Source organism: Gaoshiqia sp. US2, assembly GCF_059705485.1.
Map to the genome: position 1 here is coordinate 5124632 of NZ_AP048550.1, position 20103 is coordinate 5144734.

The 20103-nt window shown below is 46.8% G+C and carries 18 protein-coding genes, 1 tRNA gene and 1 riboswitch; of the genes, 11 read left to right on the forward strand and 8 right to left on the reverse strand.

Annotated features, from left to right (window positions below; all coding sequences use genetic code 11):
• Positions 1–64: 64 nt before the first annotated feature.
• Positions 65–3112, reverse strand: coding sequence for a c-type cytochrome biogenesis protein CcsB (gene ccsB, locus AC6H3C_RS20575; protein ID WP_497517420.1), 3048 nt, complete (start codon positions 3110–3112; stop codon positions 65–67).
• 234 nt (positions 3113–3346) lie between these two features.
• Here ccsB and AC6H3C_RS20580 point away from each other — a divergent pair, with 234 nt between their 5' ends.
• Positions 3347–3619, forward strand: a complete 273-nt coding sequence (locus AC6H3C_RS20580) for an Lrp/AsnC family transcriptional regulator (protein ID WP_423126349.1) — start codon at positions 3347–3349, stop codon at positions 3617–3619.
• A 102-nt stretch (positions 3620–3721) separates the two neighbouring features.
• On the opposite strand, the gene AC6H3C_RS20585 is transcribed toward AC6H3C_RS20580, so the two are convergent.
• The 6 genes from AC6H3C_RS20585 to AC6H3C_RS20610 all read right to left on the reverse strand — a co-directional run bounded on the left by AC6H3C_RS20585 (position 3722) and on the right by AC6H3C_RS20610 (position 11426).
• Entirely contained in the window at positions 3722–5440 is a 1719-nt protein-coding gene (locus AC6H3C_RS20585; RefSeq protein ID WP_497517421.1) for a PNGase F N-terminal domain-containing protein, read from the reverse strand.
• A 333-nt stretch (positions 5441–5773) separates the two neighbouring features.
• Positions 5774–6676, reverse strand: coding sequence for a hypothetical protein (locus AC6H3C_RS20590; protein WP_497517422.1), 903 nt, complete (start codon positions 6674–6676; stop codon positions 5774–5776).
• Positions 6677–6798: 122 nt separating this feature from the next.
• A complete protein-coding gene (locus tag AC6H3C_RS20595) occupies positions 6799–7359 on the reverse strand; it encodes a hypothetical protein (RefSeq protein WP_497517423.1) in 561 nt (186 codons plus the stop codon).
• A gap of 162 nt (positions 7360–7521) precedes the next feature.
• A complete protein-coding gene (locus AC6H3C_RS20600; protein ID WP_497517424.1) occupies positions 7522–10062 on the reverse strand; it encodes a TonB-dependent receptor in 2541 nt (846 codons plus the stop codon).
• 6 nt (positions 10063–10068) lie between these two features.
• Positions 10069–10941 carry a FecR family protein gene (locus tag AC6H3C_RS20605; RefSeq protein WP_497517425.1) on the reverse strand — a complete coding sequence of 291 codons (873 nt, stop codon included), beginning with the start codon at positions 10939–10941 and terminating at the stop codon, positions 10069–10071.
• The gene (locus AC6H3C_RS20610; RefSeq protein WP_497517426.1) at positions 10938–11426 is read right to left on the reverse strand and encodes an RNA polymerase sigma factor; all 489 of its coding nucleotides are present in this window, start codon (positions 11424–11426) and stop codon (positions 10938–10940) included. The genes AC6H3C_RS20605 and AC6H3C_RS20610 overlap by 4 nt, the downstream gene beginning before the upstream one ends.
• A 286-nt stretch (positions 11427–11712) precedes the next feature.
• Here AC6H3C_RS20610 and AC6H3C_RS20615 point away from each other — a divergent pair, with 286 nt between their 5' ends.
• From AC6H3C_RS20615 to thiD, 7 genes are all read left to right on the forward strand, one after another.
• Positions 11713–12081, forward strand: coding sequence for a DMT family protein (locus AC6H3C_RS20615; RefSeq protein ID WP_497517427.1), 369 nt, complete (start codon positions 11713–11715; stop codon positions 12079–12081).
• Positions 12082–12155: 74 nt separating this feature from the next.
• Positions 12156–12836, forward strand: a complete 681-nt coding sequence (locus AC6H3C_RS20620) for a DNA alkylation repair protein (protein ID WP_497517428.1) — start codon at positions 12156–12158, stop codon at positions 12834–12836.
• A gap of 96 nt (positions 12837–12932) precedes the next feature.
• Positions 12933–13032: riboswitch (TPP riboswitch) on the forward strand.
• 77 nt (positions 13033–13109) lie between these two features.
• Positions 13110–13904, forward strand: a complete 795-nt coding sequence (gene thiM / locus AC6H3C_RS20625) for a hydroxyethylthiazole kinase (RefSeq protein WP_497517429.1) — start codon at positions 13110–13112, stop codon at positions 13902–13904.
• 3 nt (positions 13905–13907) lie between these two features.
• Complete coding sequence (gene thiE / locus AC6H3C_RS20630; protein WP_497517430.1) at positions 13908–14543, forward strand: thiamine phosphate synthase; 636 nt, start codon at positions 13908–13910, stop codon at positions 14541–14543.
• Positions 14540–15190: a TenA family protein gene (locus AC6H3C_RS20635; RefSeq protein ID WP_497517431.1), complete on the forward strand. Its 651-nt coding sequence runs from the start codon at positions 14540–14542 to the stop codon at positions 15188–15190. Before thiE ends, AC6H3C_RS20635 begins: the two co-directional genes overlap by 4 nt.
• Positions 15191–15248: 58 nt before the next feature.
• Entirely contained in the window at positions 15249–16250 is a 1002-nt protein-coding gene (thiL, locus tag AC6H3C_RS20640) for a thiamine-phosphate kinase (protein WP_497517432.1), read from the forward strand.
• A gap of 33 nt (positions 16251–16283) precedes the next feature.
• A complete protein-coding gene (gene thiD, locus AC6H3C_RS20645; protein ID WP_497517433.1) occupies positions 16284–17090 on the forward strand; it encodes a bifunctional hydroxymethylpyrimidine kinase/phosphomethylpyrimidine kinase in 807 nt (268 codons plus the stop codon).
• Between the two features lie 48 nt (positions 17091–17138).
• Here the strand turns inward: thiD and AC6H3C_RS20650 are convergent.
• Positions 17139–17225 (reverse strand) — tRNA-Ser (locus AC6H3C_RS20650).
• Between the two features lie 137 nt (positions 17226–17362).
• On the opposite strand from AC6H3C_RS20650, the gene AC6H3C_RS20655 reads away from it, so the two are divergent.
• From AC6H3C_RS20655 to AC6H3C_RS20665, 3 genes are all read left to right on the forward strand, one after another.
• Positions 17363–18136 carry a Bax inhibitor-1/YccA family protein gene (locus tag AC6H3C_RS20655; RefSeq protein ID WP_497517434.1) on the forward strand — a complete coding sequence of 258 codons (774 nt, stop codon included), beginning with the start codon at positions 17363–17365 and terminating at the stop codon, positions 18134–18136.
• 278 nt (positions 18137–18414) lie between these two features.
• Positions 18415–18954, forward strand: coding sequence for an RNA polymerase sigma factor (locus tag AC6H3C_RS20660; RefSeq protein ID WP_497517435.1), 540 nt, complete (start codon positions 18415–18417; stop codon positions 18952–18954).
• Positions 18955–19089: 135 nt separating this feature from the next.
• The gene (locus tag AC6H3C_RS20665; protein ID WP_497517436.1) at positions 19090–20100 is read left to right on the forward strand and encodes a FecR family protein; all 1011 of its coding nucleotides are present in this window, start codon (positions 19090–19092) and stop codon (positions 20098–20100) included.
• Positions 20101–20103 lie beyond the last annotated feature (3 nt).

The window sequence follows — 20103 nt, forward strand, 5'->3', positions numbered from 1 at the left end:
GATTTAGATTTAAACCGAAATAACCAGGCAAAGATAATGTTTCGGAAAAATTATCCAATTTACGCTAACGATCAGCGCCCTCAAACTTCTTGTAATTCAGATACGAAAACGTAACTAAAACCACAATAAGGGCTAAGGACAAGTAAACGGCCCAATGAATGCCGTCAACACTCCCTTTTCCGTATGAGTGCATACCGCTCAGGAAATAATTTACCCCAAAATAGGTCATCAGAACCGATGAAAAACCGATCACCGTTGCCAGGTTATAGTTAAACCGACCGCGAAGAGAGGGAATTAAGCGCATATGAACCACAAATGCGTATATCACCACGGTAATCAGGGCCCAGGTTTCTTTCGGGTCCCAGCCCCAGTAACGGCCCCAGCTTTCGTTGGCCCAAACGCCGCCCAAAAATGTTCCGATGGTTAGCATGTACAGGCCAATTGTTGCCGAAAGCTCGCTAATGGTCGTCAGCTGATAGATATAATGATTCACATTTTTCCGGTTTTTCTCTTTCATCAGGCCATAAAGGATCAGCACCAGCAGGCCCACGAAAGCGCTCAGCCCGATAAAGCCGTAACTGGCCGTAATAATAGCCACATGAATAATCAGCCAGTAGGATTTCAACACGGGAACCAGAGGCGTTATTTCGGGGTTCATCCAGTTGAGGTGGGCCACAAAAAGCGTAATTCCCGAAAGAAAAGCCGCTGTTCCGAGAACCAGCGGGTATTTGCGTCCGAAGATAAAACCGGATAACATGGCTGCCCAGGCCACATAAACCATCGATTCGTACCCGTTGCTCCAGGGAGCATGACCCGAAATATACCAGCGCAGGATAAGACCGCCGGTGTGTAACAGAAAACCTATAAAAATAAAACCGACAAACAGCCGGATCACTGTTTTACCAGCCGGTTTTTGTCTGAAAATATTCACGAACAGGATTATCAGCAAGACAAACCCCGTTAATAAATACCAGGAAAATACCCGTTTAAACGGCTGTATTTTATTATAAGTCAGCTCGGCTGATTTTTTTTGTGCCGATGGTAATATTTCAGCGCCAAATTTCTCCTGAAAGCTGCCCACCGTGGCTATAATCTGCCGGGGCTGCACATCGCTTCCCGGCAATAACGATTCGCGCAAAAGTTGAAAGCTTCGGTTTACAAACAACGAATCGGCATGGGGATAACCGGCAGGTGTGCTACCGGCGGCAAACCAGGCATCGGTTTGGTTTCGGGGCGGGAAAAAGGTAAAAAATTCGCCGTTAAATACCATAAAGCAAATATTCACCCGCTCATCGGTATACAGAAACTCCTTTTCCTTCTGATTCCGCATGCCTGGCATTTTGTTATAGGCCGCCTGCGCGGGTTCTGCCAGTTTATAATGGCCGCTCATATCGAAGAAATCAACAGCTGCAGCGTATTTTCCCTGGATTCCCAGAAAGGCGGCTACTTCGCGGTCGACTTTGATCATCGGAACGGTTCGCCAGATTTCGGGATACAGGTGCATGCTCAGCACGACTTCGTCGGCGGGTTTGCCGTAGAATGACGATTTCCGGCTGACTTTCCGCAAAATCTCATTCGATAAGGTCGACATGGGCTCAATACGGCCATCGCGCCCGTGCACCCAGAGCTCCGAAAAGTCGCTGACCAACTGTGCATCCAACGACGGAATTCCGGATACAGCCGCATTGTTTCCTTGCGCCTGACCAGACAACAACAGCAGGAAAGCCAGCGCCGCGGTGACTTTAACCTTGTTCAGTTCTTTTAAATGACGAACCAAAAACTGAAAATACGAATGTTTATAAAACAACGAGAAAATCATTCCCAAAGCCATCAGCAAATAGCCCAGGTAAGTCACGAAAGTTCCCCAAAAATCTTTATTCACCGAAAGAACAGTTCCCAGTTCGTCCACATCGTACGATGACTGATAAAAACGGTATCCCCGGTATTTCAATGTATTATTCATAAATATCCGGACATCGCGGTCAACGCCCTCCTGCTCGTCAATCAGCTTTATTTCACTGGCATACGAAGAGGGGCTTTCGGAGCCGATATAACGTTCCAACTGAAAATCTTTTAAATACAACTTAAACGGCAGGTAGATGGGTTCTGAACCATAACTCAGCCTGACATTCGTATTTCCGGCTTTGATGGTAACCGGCTCTCCGGCTGTTCCGCTCCGTCCAAAAACATTGACCGTACTAATGCGGCCGCCTTCCGAAACTTCGAGAATAACGGCATCTTCATGCGAATTCCCTGAAGCATCGCGGGTTACGCGAACCAAGGCTTTCGGGTAAAATTTCCGCACCAGTAGCAAGTAGTTATCAAACGCATACAGATGCATCAACTTCACCGGGTTGCGAACGCCGGCCGCCACCGGCTCCGGATCTCCGCCTCCCATCGACCTGATTTCCAGATCACGGTCGGCAAGCAGGTAAAGTTCATCGCCTTCCTGTTCAAAACGAATGTTGGCATCGTTGCGAAAGCCAACCTTCGCCGACCCAAGGTCAAACTGATCACCGGGGTCGAAGGAAAAGCTCTGCATGCCCTGGCCTGCCGAAATTACAAAATCGACCATCGGCGACCCGGCGGGATGTTCGACCGGCGTACGCAAAGCATTCTTCACAAATCCAACTGATTTTATCTTTACCTTTTGCCCGTCTACTTCAATCGTTTCACGAAATTGGCCGGGGGTCAGTTCTGAAAACAACACCTGCTCCCGAATCTTTTTATCGTCAGTTTCCACCTTGAAATAGGTGTCGGTCGACATGATGTAATCCGAGCTTTGGCCTTCGCGGATATGCATTACCCCTTCGAAGCTAATATACCGTGTAATGGCTGCTCCAAAAACAATCAAAATAAAGGACATATGAAAAATCCCGACAGGTAGCTTTTGCGGCAAATACATCCGGTAACGGATAAAATTTGTAAGCAGACTGATGCCCAGCAAAAGAAAAACCACTTCGAACCAACGGGTATTGTATACCAAAGCCTTGGCCGCTTCGGTTCCCCAACTGCTTTCGGTAAAGGTGGCAATAGCCATTGAAAAAGCCATCACCAACAATAAAAAGCCCATAAACGGCATCGAAGTCAGGAACTGAATTAGTTTCTTCATGAACGTGTTTGTTTAGAAATTCGATGAAAATAATAGTTTTGACAACAACAAAAAAGCTGCTGACCGGCAACAGCTAAAACATTAACATTTAGGCGGCATTTTTGTTGAAAAAACTACGGGCGGGACCACCGGCTCCCGGACTGGAACAATCGCCAAATTTCGCTTCAGTTCGTCATTGAATATGAACAGGAAAATCGGTACCTTTTGCCGGAAATCACAATTAAATAAAACGATATGACAACAGCAATAGCGCTCATCCATGCCGACCAGAAACTGCTGAACGCCGTAGGCGAACAACTGGCAGGCATTTCAGGTATCACCGAAGTTTATTCAGTAGGCGGACAGTTTGATTTTGTGGCGATTATGCGTTTGCCCGACAATGAATCGCTGGCCGAACTGGTTACCGAGAAGATTACTAAAATCGAAGGCATAAACAAAACCGAAACCATGGTGGCTTTCCGCGCGTTTTCGCGCTACGACCTGGCCGCTATGTTCGATATCTCTTAGCCGAAAGACGAAGAAAACGGTAACAAGAACCGTGATAAAAACAAAAAAGACTTTTGCAGGTGGATCAATGCAAAAGTCTTTTTTGTGTCTGTATTCGGCGCTTTATTCCTCTATCTCGCCAATAAATACCCCCGAAATATTCCAGGCGCTGAACATATTACCTTCGCGTTCGCCCAGCGGAATATACACGCGGATGCTATGTTTCCCGGGGCTCAAGCCCTTAACCGGCATGTACAAGGGGTTGGAAACGGTTCCCGGGCACCAGCCCGAGCGACTGTAATCAGACGACGACAAACCATTCCAGAAATTACCCGATGCCGGGTTGTAGGCCCGATGCGTTGCACAATCGGTTCTCCAGGGCGTATATTTAAAGAAAAGTTCGCGATCGATAAAGATTTCGTTGGTTTTAGGCACAAACTCATCACCTCTTCCCCAGCCTCCGTGCCCGGTTGACAGATACCTGAAAGTCAGGTTTTTCACTCCGGGGGGAACATTAAAATCAACAGCGAGGGTATCGCTTCCGAATAATGTACCGTATTCCTGTCCGCCCATTTCGAGCACATTGGTTGTGGTAAATACCGGTTTAATCCAGTATTTTTTCGCTGCCCGGTCGCTCAGCTCCATGTTGTTCAGGTGATATTTCAGGTTCAGGCTGACCTTGTGCCCACCCCCGTCATAGTTCCCGATAAAAACGCCGATCCAGGTTTCCCCGCGCAAAAGCGGCAATAAATCAGAAATTTCCTGTTTGTAAACAGCGGTATCCTCCCAGGCAATCCCAACATCGCGTTTATCATTAAAATGATGGATTCCAAAAGGCGTAAAAAACCTGATCAATTCAACAATCGGCGAATAATCGCCGGTAGCGGCAATCCCCTGATAGGCTTTGCCTTCTTTGCTCTTATAGGCCGGCAGCGAATCCAGTCCGTACCTCACCCCATCCAAAAAACTCCGGGTTTGATCAACCGGAACAACAAAAACAGAACCGGTACGGTCGTAAGCATCTCCGTTCGATTGCTGTTTCAGCTCGGCAAAAACGGAGGTCCCATCCGGAACATCCGGCAAATTTACCTTTTTAAGGATCACGGTGCCTCCGGCATAACGGTAAGTATAATCATTGCAATCGCCTTGCGGATTTTCGATTTTGTCGCCCCAGTTAATTTGTTGCCCTTCGAATACGCGAACCTCTTTTACAAAAGCATTTGCCAGGCGTAACCGGTATTTTACCGCTGAAACTTCTGTTCCCAAATCGCCGGGAAACAAATCCTGCGCCTTTGATTTTTTTCGGACATCCACGTTGGTTGCCACAAACCCGGCATTCCCGTTCCTGACATACTTTAGCACCAGTCCGTCGGCAACCGGAAATCCCAAAATCGGAGTTCCCAATATCCCGGCATCGCGGGTTATCCAAAGTTCTATCCGGTTCGAGAACGAGCTGCCCACGTATTTCATACAGGTATAGCCCTGTATTTCTTCGGTTGTTCCATCGGGCTCAAAGCCGGCCAGTTCATTAAAATCTTCTGAGCTATGAATAAGATCGCCGTTTTGAAATTTCGCCAGCTGGTAAGTTCTTTTCAGCCGGTAATCGAGGTAAGATGCCTCTTCGGGCACTTCCGGGATCAGGTTTCTTCCCGACCGGTCGGCGACCAAACGGGCCATCCCGTTGGCGTAAGTCACAATCATTTTCGCTGAGCCTCCGCGTCCGGATCCTTCGGGAAACATCCCGTATATCACTTCTCCCTGCCGGTTAAAGTTTTCACTTTGAGCGAATACAAACTGCAGAAAGAGCAGCATGCCCAATGTCATTGTTCCAATTTTCTTCATCGCTGATCCGTTTGTGTGTGCGGACACAAAATACGCATTCGCTCCGGAAAAACAAAAAAGATTAATCATACACCAAGGAATCGCTTTTAAAAAATATTCTGGATTTGACGTCGCATGGCTCATTAGCCGACGGATCAAAATCATGGTACTGATCTCCTGAAACCTTATTTTTGTTTGAACGATTGACTGCACGATCTTTTTTACAGAACCGCTGTAACCATCTTTTCGGGACGTGGTTAATTCCGTCCAGTCATTAAAGGGTAAAATAGCTCATATAAGTTTAAAAGCGATTTCCCTGAGTCATGTCCGGGGTCTGAAAAGAACGTACACAAGTTACAAATTGAACAGGTAACTTAACGACAGCCGGAATGATGAAGTTTCGGGATAGTCAAAAGCATCTCCTGCCTGGCGTGGCAGGTTATAAATGTAGCTAAATCTCAGATCAAAATTCTTCAGGTTGAGGCTTAGCGGCAACTGGAACTGGATATTCAACAGTCCGAATTTATCCTGGTAATAAATATCATATTCCTCATTTGTTTCAGGATCAACAAACACTTCGCCCAACAGATACGCTGCCGACTCGGTCCCAAAATACATGGATGCTTCCGGCTCCAGCCTGATTTTATTATATCCGCCTAATTTTACCAGGTTTATGTAGGCATATGCGGCCCAGTTAAATTGGGAGCTCACATCGTCTCCAAGCAACAAGGAGGCGTCAAAACTGGTACCCACCGATTTACTTCGGAGTGTAAACCCTGAGTTTACGCTACTGGTATAAAGCGGATCAAAATCGGGGATATTGCTGTTAAACAGATAATAATCGTAAGAAATCCGGTATCTGAAAAATTTTAGCCGCTGCAATCCTTTACTGTAACCGAGTGTCAGCACCGTTGCCCGGTACCCCGGATCAAGCTGGCTGTACCAGCTTCCCGAAACCCCGGCATAAATGCCGAGGGAGTGCATATAGTACAATTGCCCGCTCAGGTTATACTGATTTGCCCCGATCTCGCGTCCGGCAAAAGTCGTGCGCGAGTCATAGTTGGTCCGGAAATACAGGAACTGAAAACTTTTATCCAATCCAAGTAGCCGGCTTAACTCGTCATCGGCAAACAAAACATCATACAACAGCGAGTCGATACGGACTGAGCGAAGATTGTCGGGCAAATCGGTTACCTGGCCCTTTACTGCCTGCTGACCTAAAACCAACAAAAGAAGAATGACAAATTTTTTTTTCACGATAACGGTTTTTGAAAGTGATACCATCTGGTATTTAATGACTATAGACACCGAAATGCAAAATAATGGCTCACATATCAATCAAGCCTGATTGCCGTGAGCCATTATTTTACAGAATCAGTTTAATTTCCCCCTTTGCCGTAACGACCGCCGGAACCACTTCCGGACGATTGCTCGCGGATTTGTTCGCGGACTTGTTGTTGTAATGCTTCATTATTCAGGCATTCGCCACTTTGCTGTGCCCGGTTCCGGGCTTGATTGGCCTGCTCACCCTTCATCCCCTCGCGATACTGGAAGCCCTGCTCGGCGCGCAGTTGCTGCTGGGCCTGAAACATCTCGCGTTGTGCTTCACTTAAAGAGGCCATAAAGGCTTCGCGTTTTTGTTCACGGGTCATTTCTTTGTTTTCCAGAATGGCCAACTGCTCTTCAGACAAGGTAGCCCTAAAAGCGGTTCTGAATTGGTTGGCTTCCTCTTGCCGTTGCGTCCGTAACGCCTGGCGTTCGGCACGTTGCGTTGCATTTCGGGCCTGAACCTGGTTCATCGTACCGTCCGGATCTTGCAATTGAATCCGTTGCTGATCTCTTTTTCTGATTGGAGTTTCTTCGGTTTGCGCCCAAACTCCGGTTGCCGATATAGCCAGGACCAAGGCTGCTGATGCAAATGTTCTGATTAATGTTTTCATAATTCTCTCGATTAATGTTTTTATAAATCTTTTACATTAGCTAACCGCACCAGAATAATTTTACCCTACCTTTTTTTTATCTTTTTCCTGAAAAACTACGAAAATAAATCAGGATCACTTCAAAAGCGGCTTTGCCCGCGAGCACAGTATTAAATCCTTTCATTAAAACGAAAAGTTCAAAAACATGGTCGGGGTGAACGGCACCGCTTCGGCATGCAGGTTGACCGTAGCATCCTGATCGTCGGGAACACGGATGAAATTGGCGTATTTGATGTTTTCGTAGTTAAAAACATTCAGAACGGAAATACCGGCTTCGAGAGCAAACTTTTTGACCGGAACACGGTAAACCGCGGCCACATCCATCCGGTGATAATCGCGTTCGTAGTTTTCATCGCCAAGCAACAGGGGATCGGGAAATCCGGAGCCGTAGACGTAATTGGCCGACAAGTAAAACGGTTTCAGATGAATGAGCGCCGCCGATTTCAGCTCAAGTCGCTGATCATGTAATGCCCGCTGAAAGGATTCATCCGGGAAATTTGAGAAATGTTCCCTCGTATTTCCCAGCATCGCGGCAATCCAGAACGAATGCCCCTTGTAGTCCTTTTTAATAAAAAGATCAAGTCCTTTACTTTTGCTCTTCCCTTCATGCAAAATCAGTTCTCCGCCTTCTTCTGCATAACGCGACAAACCGTTGGTTTGTTTCCGGTACATTTCGATACTAAACGTAAAATCACGCTGATGATAAGTAAACCCAAGCATGGTGTGTTCAGATTTCAGTACCGGAATGTCTGTCCCGTTGCAGATCGTCCAGAGATAGCGAACGTTACCAAATTCATCAATCACCGAATTCCGGGCAATATACTGGCGATACAGGCCCCACGCAACATTTATTTTCAGGAAATCGCTCAAGCTGACTGTCCCTGAAACACGGGGCTGCAGGTAGAGCTGGTCTAAATTCAGCGGATAATCGGCACGAACGCCGGCGGTTAGCTGCAAGCGGTTCCCCATGGAAAAACGGTCCTGGATAAATCCGTTTAACCGGCTTGCTTCCTCGCTCAATTCAAGCAAATTCACTTCAAATGAGTCTTCCATAAAATGAATCCGGTTGACGTACATCCCTCCGCCAAATTCAAGCTGATGGTGTGCCGCCAAAGCTTGGTTGTGGTTTAGGTTTAATTTGGCCTCGGAGATTTTATTTTGACTGAACTGATCAACATTTGTCTGCCAGGTATTTCCGCTTCCACTTCCCCCGCCTCCCGGCCCCTGGCCGCCACTTCCGCCACTTCCGCCGGATTGTTGATTCCCTGTTTTGCGAATATTGCTTAGTCCGCTTTGCAAACCGGAATAAGCCAGCGTCAGTTCAGACCTTCCCCCGTTCTTCCATCCTTTGTTATAGTGTGCCGACAGCCCGTATTGCCGGTTATGCTCACGGTCTTCCCATGCCCGGTTGGCTTGCTGAGTTTCATATTCGAGCGCATAGGCAAACCGGTCGCTCCCGGTTAAAAAACTCAGGCTGTACGAATCGTTGTGATTGCTTTTTCCTGAAAATTTCAGGTTCAGATCCTGAAAATTATAATCGGGATAAATGTTCCGGTCAACCAGGTTGCCATGGCCTCTGCGCCCACCCGATGACAAGGCAATTTGTCCCTTATCGTACAACTCGTAATAGGTTTGCCGGAGCGCCACCATGAGCGATGCCTTCCCGGCAACAGGAATATTCAGTAAACCATTCATGGTCATATTGTTGACAGAAAGATTTACGTGCAAGTCATTGGCATCGCCATCGGAGGAAGTAATATTAACTAAGCCTCCCACCCGCTCACCGAAGGGGGCCGGAAATCCTCCCTTCATTACCTGGATATCTTTCGCCATAAAGGGATTGATGGCGCTGATGTTGTCGTTGTAATTCTTCATTCCAAACAGCGTAAAGCCGTCGACTAACACCTGGCTTTGCCCCTCGTAACTTCCCCAGATAATCAAATCGTTCGATTGTTCGCCGGCAGCCAGAATACCGGGTTGCAAGCGCAACAGGTTAAAGACCGAATTGTCGCCGTAACCGGGCAAATGGCCGGCAATCTGGTGATTAAGGCGCACTGTTCCGGGGCTGTATCCCACTTGTACCGAACGAACAATTTTTAATCCTTCAACCTTGATTTCCTGTAATTTATAAACAGAGGGAGTCAACCGGAAGGGCTGGTTAATTCGCGCGTGAACCAGCGTATCCAACAAATAATAGCCCAAACTGGATACCTGTACCTGAAAAACGCTGTCGACAGTTGAGAGGTACGAGAAGTTCCCTTTCTGATCGGTAATTAACCCTTGGCCGTTTACCACCAGGTGGGTATACGGCAAGCTTTCGTTCGTTTCGCGGTCAGTGACGGTTCCGGCTAAACGATAATTCTTCTTTGTTTCGGGGATTACGCGGTCATAAATTAAATAAACCCCTCCGGCTTTCTCCCAAGTCAGGGGGAGTTTCTTCAGTAATTCATCCAGCGCTTTTTCGGGCGACGAAAACTTTCGGTTCACCGTCACCGGGAAAGCCGACAGACGGGCATGATCGAAAGATAACTGCAACTGGTAACGATCGCGAACCGCAAGCAAGACCTCATTCAGCGGAGTATCCTGAAAAACAAGATCGAGTTCCTGCGAAAAACCCAGGAAACCCGACAACAGCAACGAGCCAATTAAAATATATTTTTTCAAAACAGATTACTGATTTTTCAATACCTGGTATTGCCCGGTCTTTTTCTCTTCAAAGTTAAGGTTAAAAGGCTTGCAAATATAGGTTAACACCTGATGAACTGATTCTTCTTTACTAAAATTACCGCTGTATTCAAAATTCAACGACTGATCGGAGATGATCCGTATGCCGTACTGACGTTCAATTTCGTCAAACACTTCACGAATTGATCTGCCGGTAAACTCAAACTGTTTGTTGACCCAAGCCGGTTTCCGGTCGGCAGGCATATCAGCCTTCCTGAAAGCACTGCTTTGCCATTCGGCTTTTTGGTTGGCCGAAAGAATAACTTCCTGGTCTCCCCCGGCATTGGTTACTTTTACCGTTCCCGTCAGGCAACTTACCCGGTAAGCCTCGTCACGCGCATAAATGTTGAAACTGGTGCCCAGTACGCTGGTCGTTCCGTTTGATGAAATCACGGTAAACCGGTCGCCCTTGCTGACCTGAAAATAAGCTTCTCCCTCCAGGGCCAGTTTGCGCGAAAAGCGCCACCAATAAGGACGAAAAGTCAGCGAAGATGCGGCATTCAGCTGCACGGTTGATCCATCGGGCAAGCCAATGGACAGGTGTTGCCCGGGAATTGTGCGGTAAGTCCGGGTATGGAAACGCATGACCGAGCCAATCCCGACCAGCAAGACAAGCAGGGCGGCTACAGCAAGCCGAAAAGCGGGTTGGGCAAAAAGGATAAGTTTCGCCGGCTTCACCGGCGTCTCCAGTTTCTGCTCCATACGAAGCCAGATCGCTTCCTTGGATTCCTGCCAATCCGTGGTCAACCGGCTGCCAAAACGGTCAATTTCGGTCCAGTCCGATTGTTCTTTTTCGTTATATTCTTCCTGTTTTTTCATAACCATTGCAAATTTTCTTTTAACATCCCCAAGGCGCTTGTCATCCTTTTTTCTACTGCTTTTACGCTTAGCCCAAGCCGTTCGGCAATTTCGTAATACTTAAGGCCCTCTGTGCGGCTCATCAAAAAAACAACCCGTTGTTTCTCCGGCATCTGAGCCAATACCCATTCGTAGTTTCTTTTCAGTTCCTCGTATTGCAATTGTTCTTCGGGCGATACGTCTTTTATTTCAAATTCAATCCCGCTCAGGTACTTTTGTTCGATCTGCTGCCGGCGGTAACGGCTGACAAACAAATCGGACGCCATCTTGTAAAGCAGGCCGGCATTCTCTTTGGGCCGGTATTCTTCCTGCTTTTCCCAGAACTTTAAAAAAACATCCTGAGCAATGTCCGTCGACTGTTCTTTGTCGCCCGACCGGTAATAGATGTAATTCCGGATCGCATCAAAATATCGGTCAAACAATTGTTTAAATTCCTGTGTTGTCAATTTTCAATACGTTTAGGATCCTTTCGTTATCATTCACTTCTTCTCAAAGTTGAAAAAAGTTAATGATAATCTGTCTTGTTTCACTCACTAACCGTTTAAAAAACAGTTTACCCTACCCAAAAGCTAATTTTATTTCACGCACCGCCGGTTTAAATTTGATGTAATGTTTAAATAATCGAAAATATTTGGAGTCAGCTGAATCACGGTTCATCTGAAACAGGTAGTTTTGAAACGATTTTGGGAGGTATAAACAACCAAGGTTTTTTTAATCATCCGCTATATTATTATGAAAGGACTACTCACAATCGGTTTACTGGTCATGTCGAACACGTTTATGACCTTTGCCTGGTACGGTCATTTGAAGTTTGCCGAAATGAAATGGTTCAACAAGTTGGGCCTCATTTCCATCGTGATGGTTAGTTGGGGGATTGCCCTGTTCGAATATTTCTTCCAGGTTCCGGCCAACCGGATTGGGTTTAAAGCGTATGGAGGCCCTTTTTTGCTGATCGAACTAAAAGTATTGCAGGAGGTCATCACCCTGCTTGTTTTCACAGCTTTTACGGTGCTTGTTTTCCGGAATGAGTCTTTTCGCTGGAATCACATGATCGGCTTTGTTTTTCTTATTTTGGCCGTTTATTTTATTTTTAAAAAGTAATTACAGATCCGACCATCCCAAAGTGTGATATTTGTTACGGCTGTATCCGCAAAACATGCGTGTAATTTAGGACTATGAATATATTATTGGACGATCCGGAAACAGAAAAAATATTTCAGGAATTACTGGCAAAAATCAGGTTGCGTAAAAACGGTGAAACCGTTGCACAGATGAAAGCCCTCGGTATGACCTACAAAATGAACTGGGGCGCTTCGGTGATCTCACTTCGCGAATTGGCCCGGCAATACGAAAAAAATCATTTACTGGCCCTGAAGCTTTGGAACAAACAATGGCGCGAAACCATGATCCTGGCAACGTTGCTCGATGAGCCGGAGAAGCTGACCGAAGAACAAATGGATTTTTGGACAAAGAGCCTTGAACAGGCCGAAATTGCCGAACAGGCAGTCGCTAATTTATTTGTACATTCAAAATTTGCCTTTATCAAAGCGCTGGAATATTGCTGCGGGAAAAAACAGCTGGTGAAATACACCGGCCTGCATTTGATCGGGCGACTGGCGATGGTCGACAAAAAAGCCATTGATGAAATGTTCGAACCTTTTTTCAGCGTGTTGTTCTCGCTGATTAAAGATCCTGAATTGGGGCAAATCATCTACCGGACCCTGATTCTCATGGCTAATCGCAGCGCCACCTTGCGTGAATCGTGCAAAAACTTTCTCGAATTGGTTCTGGAAATGGAAGAAGAACATCCGAAAAAACTGGCAGCCATCCTGCTCGAAGATATTGCTGCCATGTAATTTACCCGGGTTACGGCAAAATAAAACAGCTCCGGTTCTTCCGCCGGCCCGTTGATCCGGCTTTTCCAATTGAAAAATATTGCTACTTTTGCTTCATCATCTCGTTAGGGGTGTCTGTGCAGGTGCACAGGCTGAGATCAGACCCTAATAACCTGAAATGTATCATAACAGCGGAGGGAAACGAGAATTGTATCTGAACCTTGTTTTTAACGAAATTCATACAAGCCGTTTCGCATTTCTGCGGAGCGGCTTTTTTATTTTAAACGAAATATCATGATAAACGCAAGTTCCATCAGCGCTGATTTGGCTGCCGTGCGCAGCCGGTCGCCTTTAGTTCATAACATCACCAATTTTGTTGTGATGAACAATACGGCCAATGCCCTACTGGCTCTGGGAGCATCACCGGTTATGGCCCATGCTGCCGAAGAAATGACCGACATGGTGGGGATCGCCTCGGCCCTGGTCATCAACATGGGAACGCTGAGTCCCCAATGGGTCGAAGCGATGTTACTGGCCGGAAAAGCCGCGCGCAAAAAGGGCATTCCCCTTGTTTTCGATCCTGTTGGAGTGGGTGCTACCTCCTACCGCAACGAAACGGCCGCTCAAATCGTCGGGCAATGCAAACCAACCATCATCCGGGGAAATGCTTCCGAAATCATGGCATTGGCCAACGAAAACACCCTGACAAAAGGTGTTGACAGCACCGTAGCCTCCAACTCAGCCATTGAAGGGGCCAAACGGCTGGCATCACAAACCGGGGCAGTCGTTGTCATTAGTGGCGCCGAAGATTTTATCACCGATGGCAACACGGTACTGTCCATCAAAAATGGCTCGCCCCTGATGCCCAAAGTAACCGGGATGGGCTGCACGGCAACGGCCGTAACCGCTGCATTTGCCGCCGTAAACCCCAATCCGCTTATGGCGGCTGCCCATGCGATGGCGGTCATGAGCATTACCGGCGAGTTAGCAACAACAAGGTCGGCAGGCCCCGGCACCCTGCAACTGCATTTTATTGATACCCTGTTTAACCTTTCGTCCGAAGATATTGAGCATACCTATCAAGCCTGAGCCATGAACGATTTTGATTTAAGCCTTTACCTGGTCACCGATCGCGAATTATCGCTGGGCCGGCCACTGGAATTTATTGTGGAGGAAGCGGTAAGAGGAGGCGTTACGATGGTACAACTGCGCGAAAAAAATTGCAGTTCGCGCGAATTTTATCAGCTGGCGCTTCAGTTAAAAGAATTGCTGTCACCACTACGTATCCCACTCATTATCAACGATCGGCTCGACATTGCTCTGGCTGTAAATGCCGATGGCCTGCACATCGGGCAAAGTGATTTGCCGTGGAAGGTGGCACGCAAGCTCCTGGGCAAAGATAAAATCCTCGGACTTTCTGTAGAAACCGTTCAGCAGGCAATCGAATCGAATGAAATGGACGTCGATTACATCGGGATTTCACCGGTTTTTGCTACACCAACCAAAACCGACACCTTCGAACCGTTTGGACCGGAAGGTGTGATGAAGATCAGTTCTCTGTCCAAACATCCAACTGTCGCTATCGGCGGGATTAAGCTCAGCAATGCCCGGCAAATCATCGCGTGCGGCGCCAGCGGGATTGCCGTGGTTTCGGCCATCTCATCGGCTGAAAATCCAATGAAAGCAGCACTGTTACTTAAAAACGAAATTTTAACTCATCCCAAATGATGAAATGGACCGAACAGGCCTGGAAAGCCGCCGAACCGATTTACGAAAAAATACTCGATCTGCCTTTTTTGCATGAACTGATAGCCGGCAGTTTAGCGCGCGAGAAGTTTCTGTTTTACCTGAAGCAGGACGCACTTTATCTGTCGGAATACGGGAAAATACTGGCAGGCATTGCCGCGAAACTCAACCGGAAAGCGTGGAGAGAAGCTTTCCTTCATTTTTCGGGAGATACAGTTTCGGTGGAGCAGGCCTTGCATCAATATTTTCTGAAAGATGAGATGCCTGAGCTGACACCTTCGCCAAGCTGCATGCTTTACACCGGGCACATGTTCCGGCAATTGGCCTGTGGCTCGGCCGAAGAGGCCCTGGCCAGCGTATTGCCCTGTTTTTGGGTTTACCAGAAGGTGGGCGACTACATTACCGAACACCAAACCCGAAACAAAAATCCCTACCAGGCCTGGATTGACACCTACGGAGGGGAAGAATTTGCACGGGCAGTTCAAACAGCTATCGAAATTTGCGACGAAACGGCTGCCGCCTGCACCGAAACTCACCGTAAAACCATGACAGAAGCTTTTCTTCTTTCGTTTAAAATGGAATGGATGTTCTGGAACAGCGCCTGGAACATGGAGCAATGGCCGGTTTAATTATCGCCGGAGCCTGGTTCTTTGTTTTACAAATGCAAAACAAAAAAAACAGAAAGAAATGAAACTGAAAGAAATAGGGGAATTTGGATTTATCGAACGCTTTTCGCCGGCGTTTGAAGATCTGCTTACTCTGCAGATGACAGGTATTGGCGATGATTGCGCGATCATTCCGATGAACGAAACGGAAGATTTGCTGGTAACCACCGATCTGCTCATGGAGAATGTGCATTTCCTGCGAAATGAAATTTCACCGCAGCAACTCGGATACAAATCAGTGGCCGTCAACCTGAGCGATATTGCAGCTATGGGCGGCGAACCCTTAGGAACTTTCCTCTCAATCGCAATTCCTCCGGAAACGGAGGTGGAATATCTTGATGCCCTCATGGAAGGTTATCAGGAAATTTCCCGAAAATACAAGGTTCCGCTTTTGGGTGGCGACACCACCAAGTCGGTCAGTCATTTGGCCATCAATGTGTGTGTGGTCGGGAAGTGCGCCAAAGGCATGGCCCGGCTGCGCTCAATGGCCCAGGTGGGCGATGTGGTTTGTGTGACGGGCTGTCTTGGCGATTCAGCGGGCGGGCTTCAGGTTGTATTGAACCGGTTAAAATCATCTCCCGACCGGGAATACCTGCTTGCCAGACATCACCTTCCGGAACCACGGTTGGTTGAGGGACAATTTTTGAGCCTTTTCCCGGGAGTTCATGCCATGATGGATATTTCCGACGGCATCGCTTCCGACCTGAGACACATCCTCAAAGCATCGGGCAAAACGACCCGTATTCATTTGGATCAACTCCCGGTTTCCGGCGCTCTGACACGGACTTGTAACGAGCAGGGTTGGAATGTAACAGACCTGGCCATCGGCGGCGGCGAAGATTACGAACTGCTTTTCACGGTGGCGCCCGGGCAGATAGAAGCGCTTCAGCAAAAGTTTCAAACAAAATTCGGCAAAGCCCTTTATCCGGTTGGAACCATTGATGAAGGATCTCCCGTCATTCGTTGGTTTCATTCTGAAACAGAAATTCAGCTTTCGAAGAGCGGCTTTAACCATTTTCAATAAAGGTATAATTCTAATCAATCATTGTCAGCAATCATGCAATACAAACGCGTGTTAACCATAGCCGGCAGCGACCCAAGCGGGGGAGCCGGCATTCAGGCCGATTTGAAAACCATGTCGGCTTGCGGATGTTTTGGGACCTCGGCGATTACTGCCGTCGTCGACGAAAATACAGTGGGTGTATTTGGAGTGCACCCGGTTCCCGTTCCCTTCGTTCAGGGGCAAATTAAGTCGGTACTCGACGATATTGGCGCCGATGCCATTAAAATCGGCATGTTACATTCGTCGGAACTGATTCGGGGAGTAAAGGAAACCTTGTCGCATTATCCGATCCGGAATATCGTACTCGATCCGGTGATGGTCGCCACTTCGGGCGACAAACTGCTGCAGGACGATGCTATTTCGACCCTGCAAAACGAGCTGATCCCCTTGGTTAAAGTGATCACCCCGAATATTCCCGAAGCAGAGATTCTGCTGGGCGAGCGTATCCGGAGCCAGCCGGATCTAAGGCGGGTGATTAAAAAACTTTCGTGCGGCGGAAGGGTTTCTGTCTTGCTAAAAGCCGGACACCTTGCAGACGACGAACTGGCAGACCTTTTTTACAATGCCGAAACCGATGACATCCTGGAACTCCGTTCCAAACGGGTATTAACAAATAACACGCATGGAACCGGTTGCACCTTTTCGTCGGCAGTGGCATCGTTTCTGGCTCACCAATTGCCGCTAAATGACGCGGTATATCATGCCAAAGAATACATCAGCCGGGCTATTATTCAAGGAGCGAACTACAAAATAGGGAAAGGAAACGGGCCAGTCCATCATTTTTTTAAATTCTGGCAATGAAACGGGAAAACCCGGAAATGACATTGGGAACAACCCGTTAAATGAAAGCGGAGAGTGAGGGATTCGAACCCCCGGTACCCCGAAGGGTACAACAGATTTCGAGTCTGCCCCGATCGACCACTCCGGCAACTCTCCAATGGGGGACGAAATTATAAAAAATAAAGCTACCGTGTCAATATCTTCGCATGAAATTTCGGCAGCTTTTTCGGTAAAGAGTTTTTTGGCATTATTTTTATTACTTTGATACCTGAATTTTAAACCATTTTAGTGAAATGAATTTAACGAAATCATCAAATCCTGTTTTTGGAAATGCTGTTTACGATCGTGTTCAAACCGGCGCGCAGGCAGGTCATATGACCATTGAAGGAACCATCAATAAGACCGGTCTGATGTTATTGATACTGATATTTGCCGCCGTTTTTACCTGGCGGAAATTTTTTGCAGCTTTTGATTATTCAACACCCGAAGCGGCGTTCCAGGCCGTGTCAATTTGGTTACTGGCCGGAGGGATCGGGGGTTTTATTACCGCCTTGATCACCGTTTTCAGTCCGCGCAGGGCCAATGTAACCGCCCCTGTTTACGCAGTTTTCGAAGGCTTATTCCTTGGGGCAATCTCTGCTTTTTTTGAAAGTATGTATCCCGGATTGGTCATGCGTGCGGTAGCTTTAACCTTTGGTGTCTTCCTGATCATGCTGACTTTGTACCGTTCGGGCAAAATTCGGGCAACCGGAAAATTCAGGATGGGCATTTTGGCAGCAACCGGAGGAATTGCGCTGATCTATTTTGTCAGTTTTATAGCCGGTTTATTTGGCGCCAACCTAAACTTCCTGTACGGCAGCGGGACAATCGGTATCGGTTTCAGCCTGGTGGTTGTGACGATCGCCTCCTTAAACCTGATCCTTGATTTTGATTTTATTGAACGCGGTGCAGCCGGCGGCGCGCCAAAATACATGGAATGGTACGGCGCTTTTGGTCTAATGGTGACCCTGATCTGGTTGTACATTGAAATATTGAGGCTGTTGGCCAAATTTGCCAAACGCGATTAATTGTCGTCTGATATATGAACTGAAAACACAGCAAAACTTTATTCAAAATTTAAACGTATTTGCCTTTAGTTCTATCTCTGAAAGAAATTCAAATAGAGCCCAACGGATGTTGGGCTTTTTGTATTTATAAATCAAACGCCATGACATCCGTTTTTTAAACATTCGGAAAAATGTGTAAATATGACATTATGCTTGGTGTAAAGTTAAAAAAATGCCGAATTTGGATTGATTTCTTTTCATGATTGTGTATCATTGCAGTATATCATTGTATCCACGGCATGGACAAAACAGATGATCAATTATTCCAGCGTATCAGGCAAGATGATTATTTAAGCTATAATCTGCTGTTTACGCGGTATTATGCCCGTCTGTGTGCTTTTGTGTACGAATACCTCAAAGATGACGCGGCTGCCGAAGATCTGATTCAAGATCTTTTCCTGAAATTATGGGCCGAACGCAAACGGATTGAAATCCGCGAGCGCGTAATTTCCTACCTGTATAAAGCATCGCGGAATGCTGCCCTGAATTATCTCCGGTCTAAAAAAAACAAACAGAAGGCAATTAACATGCTGCCATTGACTGAAAGCCAGCCGGAAGATGAATTTCCCGATTTTGACGAGTTTATAGTCCAGGTACAAGTATGTATCGACGAACTGCCCGGCAGGAGCAAACAAGTTTTTGTAATGAGCCGGATTGATGGCCTGAGGCTTGCCGAAATCTCGGAGGAATTGGGAATATCCGTAAAAACCATTAAAAACCAAATTTGGAAATCGATGCAATATTTGCGTTCCTGCCTTCAACAGAAAAATGTCATGTAGTCTTTTGTCATTCATCAGAATACCTTTCTATTTTCCGGTTCGCGGAAACTTTTTTTCTTTGAAAAAATAAAAAAAGCGATTTCGGATAGGACTTTTTACGGGGTACTGTGTCATACCTGTAAAAAACCGAAAATAATGGACGAGCAAAAAAAATTGGGTGAATATTTGATCGATCATTTCTCTGCAACAGATGGTGACCCAGATAAACACAATCCGGAATTAGACAAATGGATACAATCGTCGTCCGAGAACAAAAAAACCGTTCTGGACATGCTTCGCATTTGGCAAGGCACAAAGCGTTTGTCTAAAATGCGTGCGTTTGACTCGCAGCGTGCATGGCAACAAATTGACGGGAAAATCGGCCGCCAACAGAACAAAAGGCAACATGTTTATCGTCTGGTTTATGCCCTGTCAGGTATGGCTGCCACCTTGTTGATTGTTATCGGCCTGCAGTCTTATTTTTCAATTTTTCCCGGCAATCCGGGTTCATTAGCTGCTTCTACTACTTACGGCAGTCGTACCGAAATTACTCTTCCCGACGGGACAGCCGTCCACCTGAACGCGGGTTCCTCTATTTCCTATAAACGAAACCCTTCGAACCGGGAGCGGCAGGTTTCGTTTTCGGGCGAAGGCTTTTTTGACGTGGCAAAAAGCAATCATCCATTTGTGATTGCCACAGGCGATGGCATGAAATTAAAAGTACTGGGGACAAAATTTAACCTGCAGGCCTACCCCGGTGACGCCATTATCCAAACCGCATTGATCGAAGGTAAAGTAGAATTGCAGGTTGACGGAGGTCATACGCTCACGCTGTTACCAGGGCAAACAGCCAGCTTCGAAAAAGAAGGAAAAACGCTGAGCCTGGTTCAGAACCAAATGGCACAAGTGCTGAGTTGGATGGAAAATAAACTGTACATGGATCATATGCCTCTCGGTGAAGTTTGCAAACGACTGGAACGCTGGTACGATGTCCGGATCGAAATCCAGGATAAAATACTTGCCGGTTCAATCCACTACAGCGGTGTCCTTAGCGAAGAAACGATATCTGATGTGCTTGATGCACTTTGTGCGTTGAGCGAAATCCAATACACGATGAAAGGAAAAAATATTGTTATCACAAAAAAACAATTGCCTATGAGTAAATAAAAA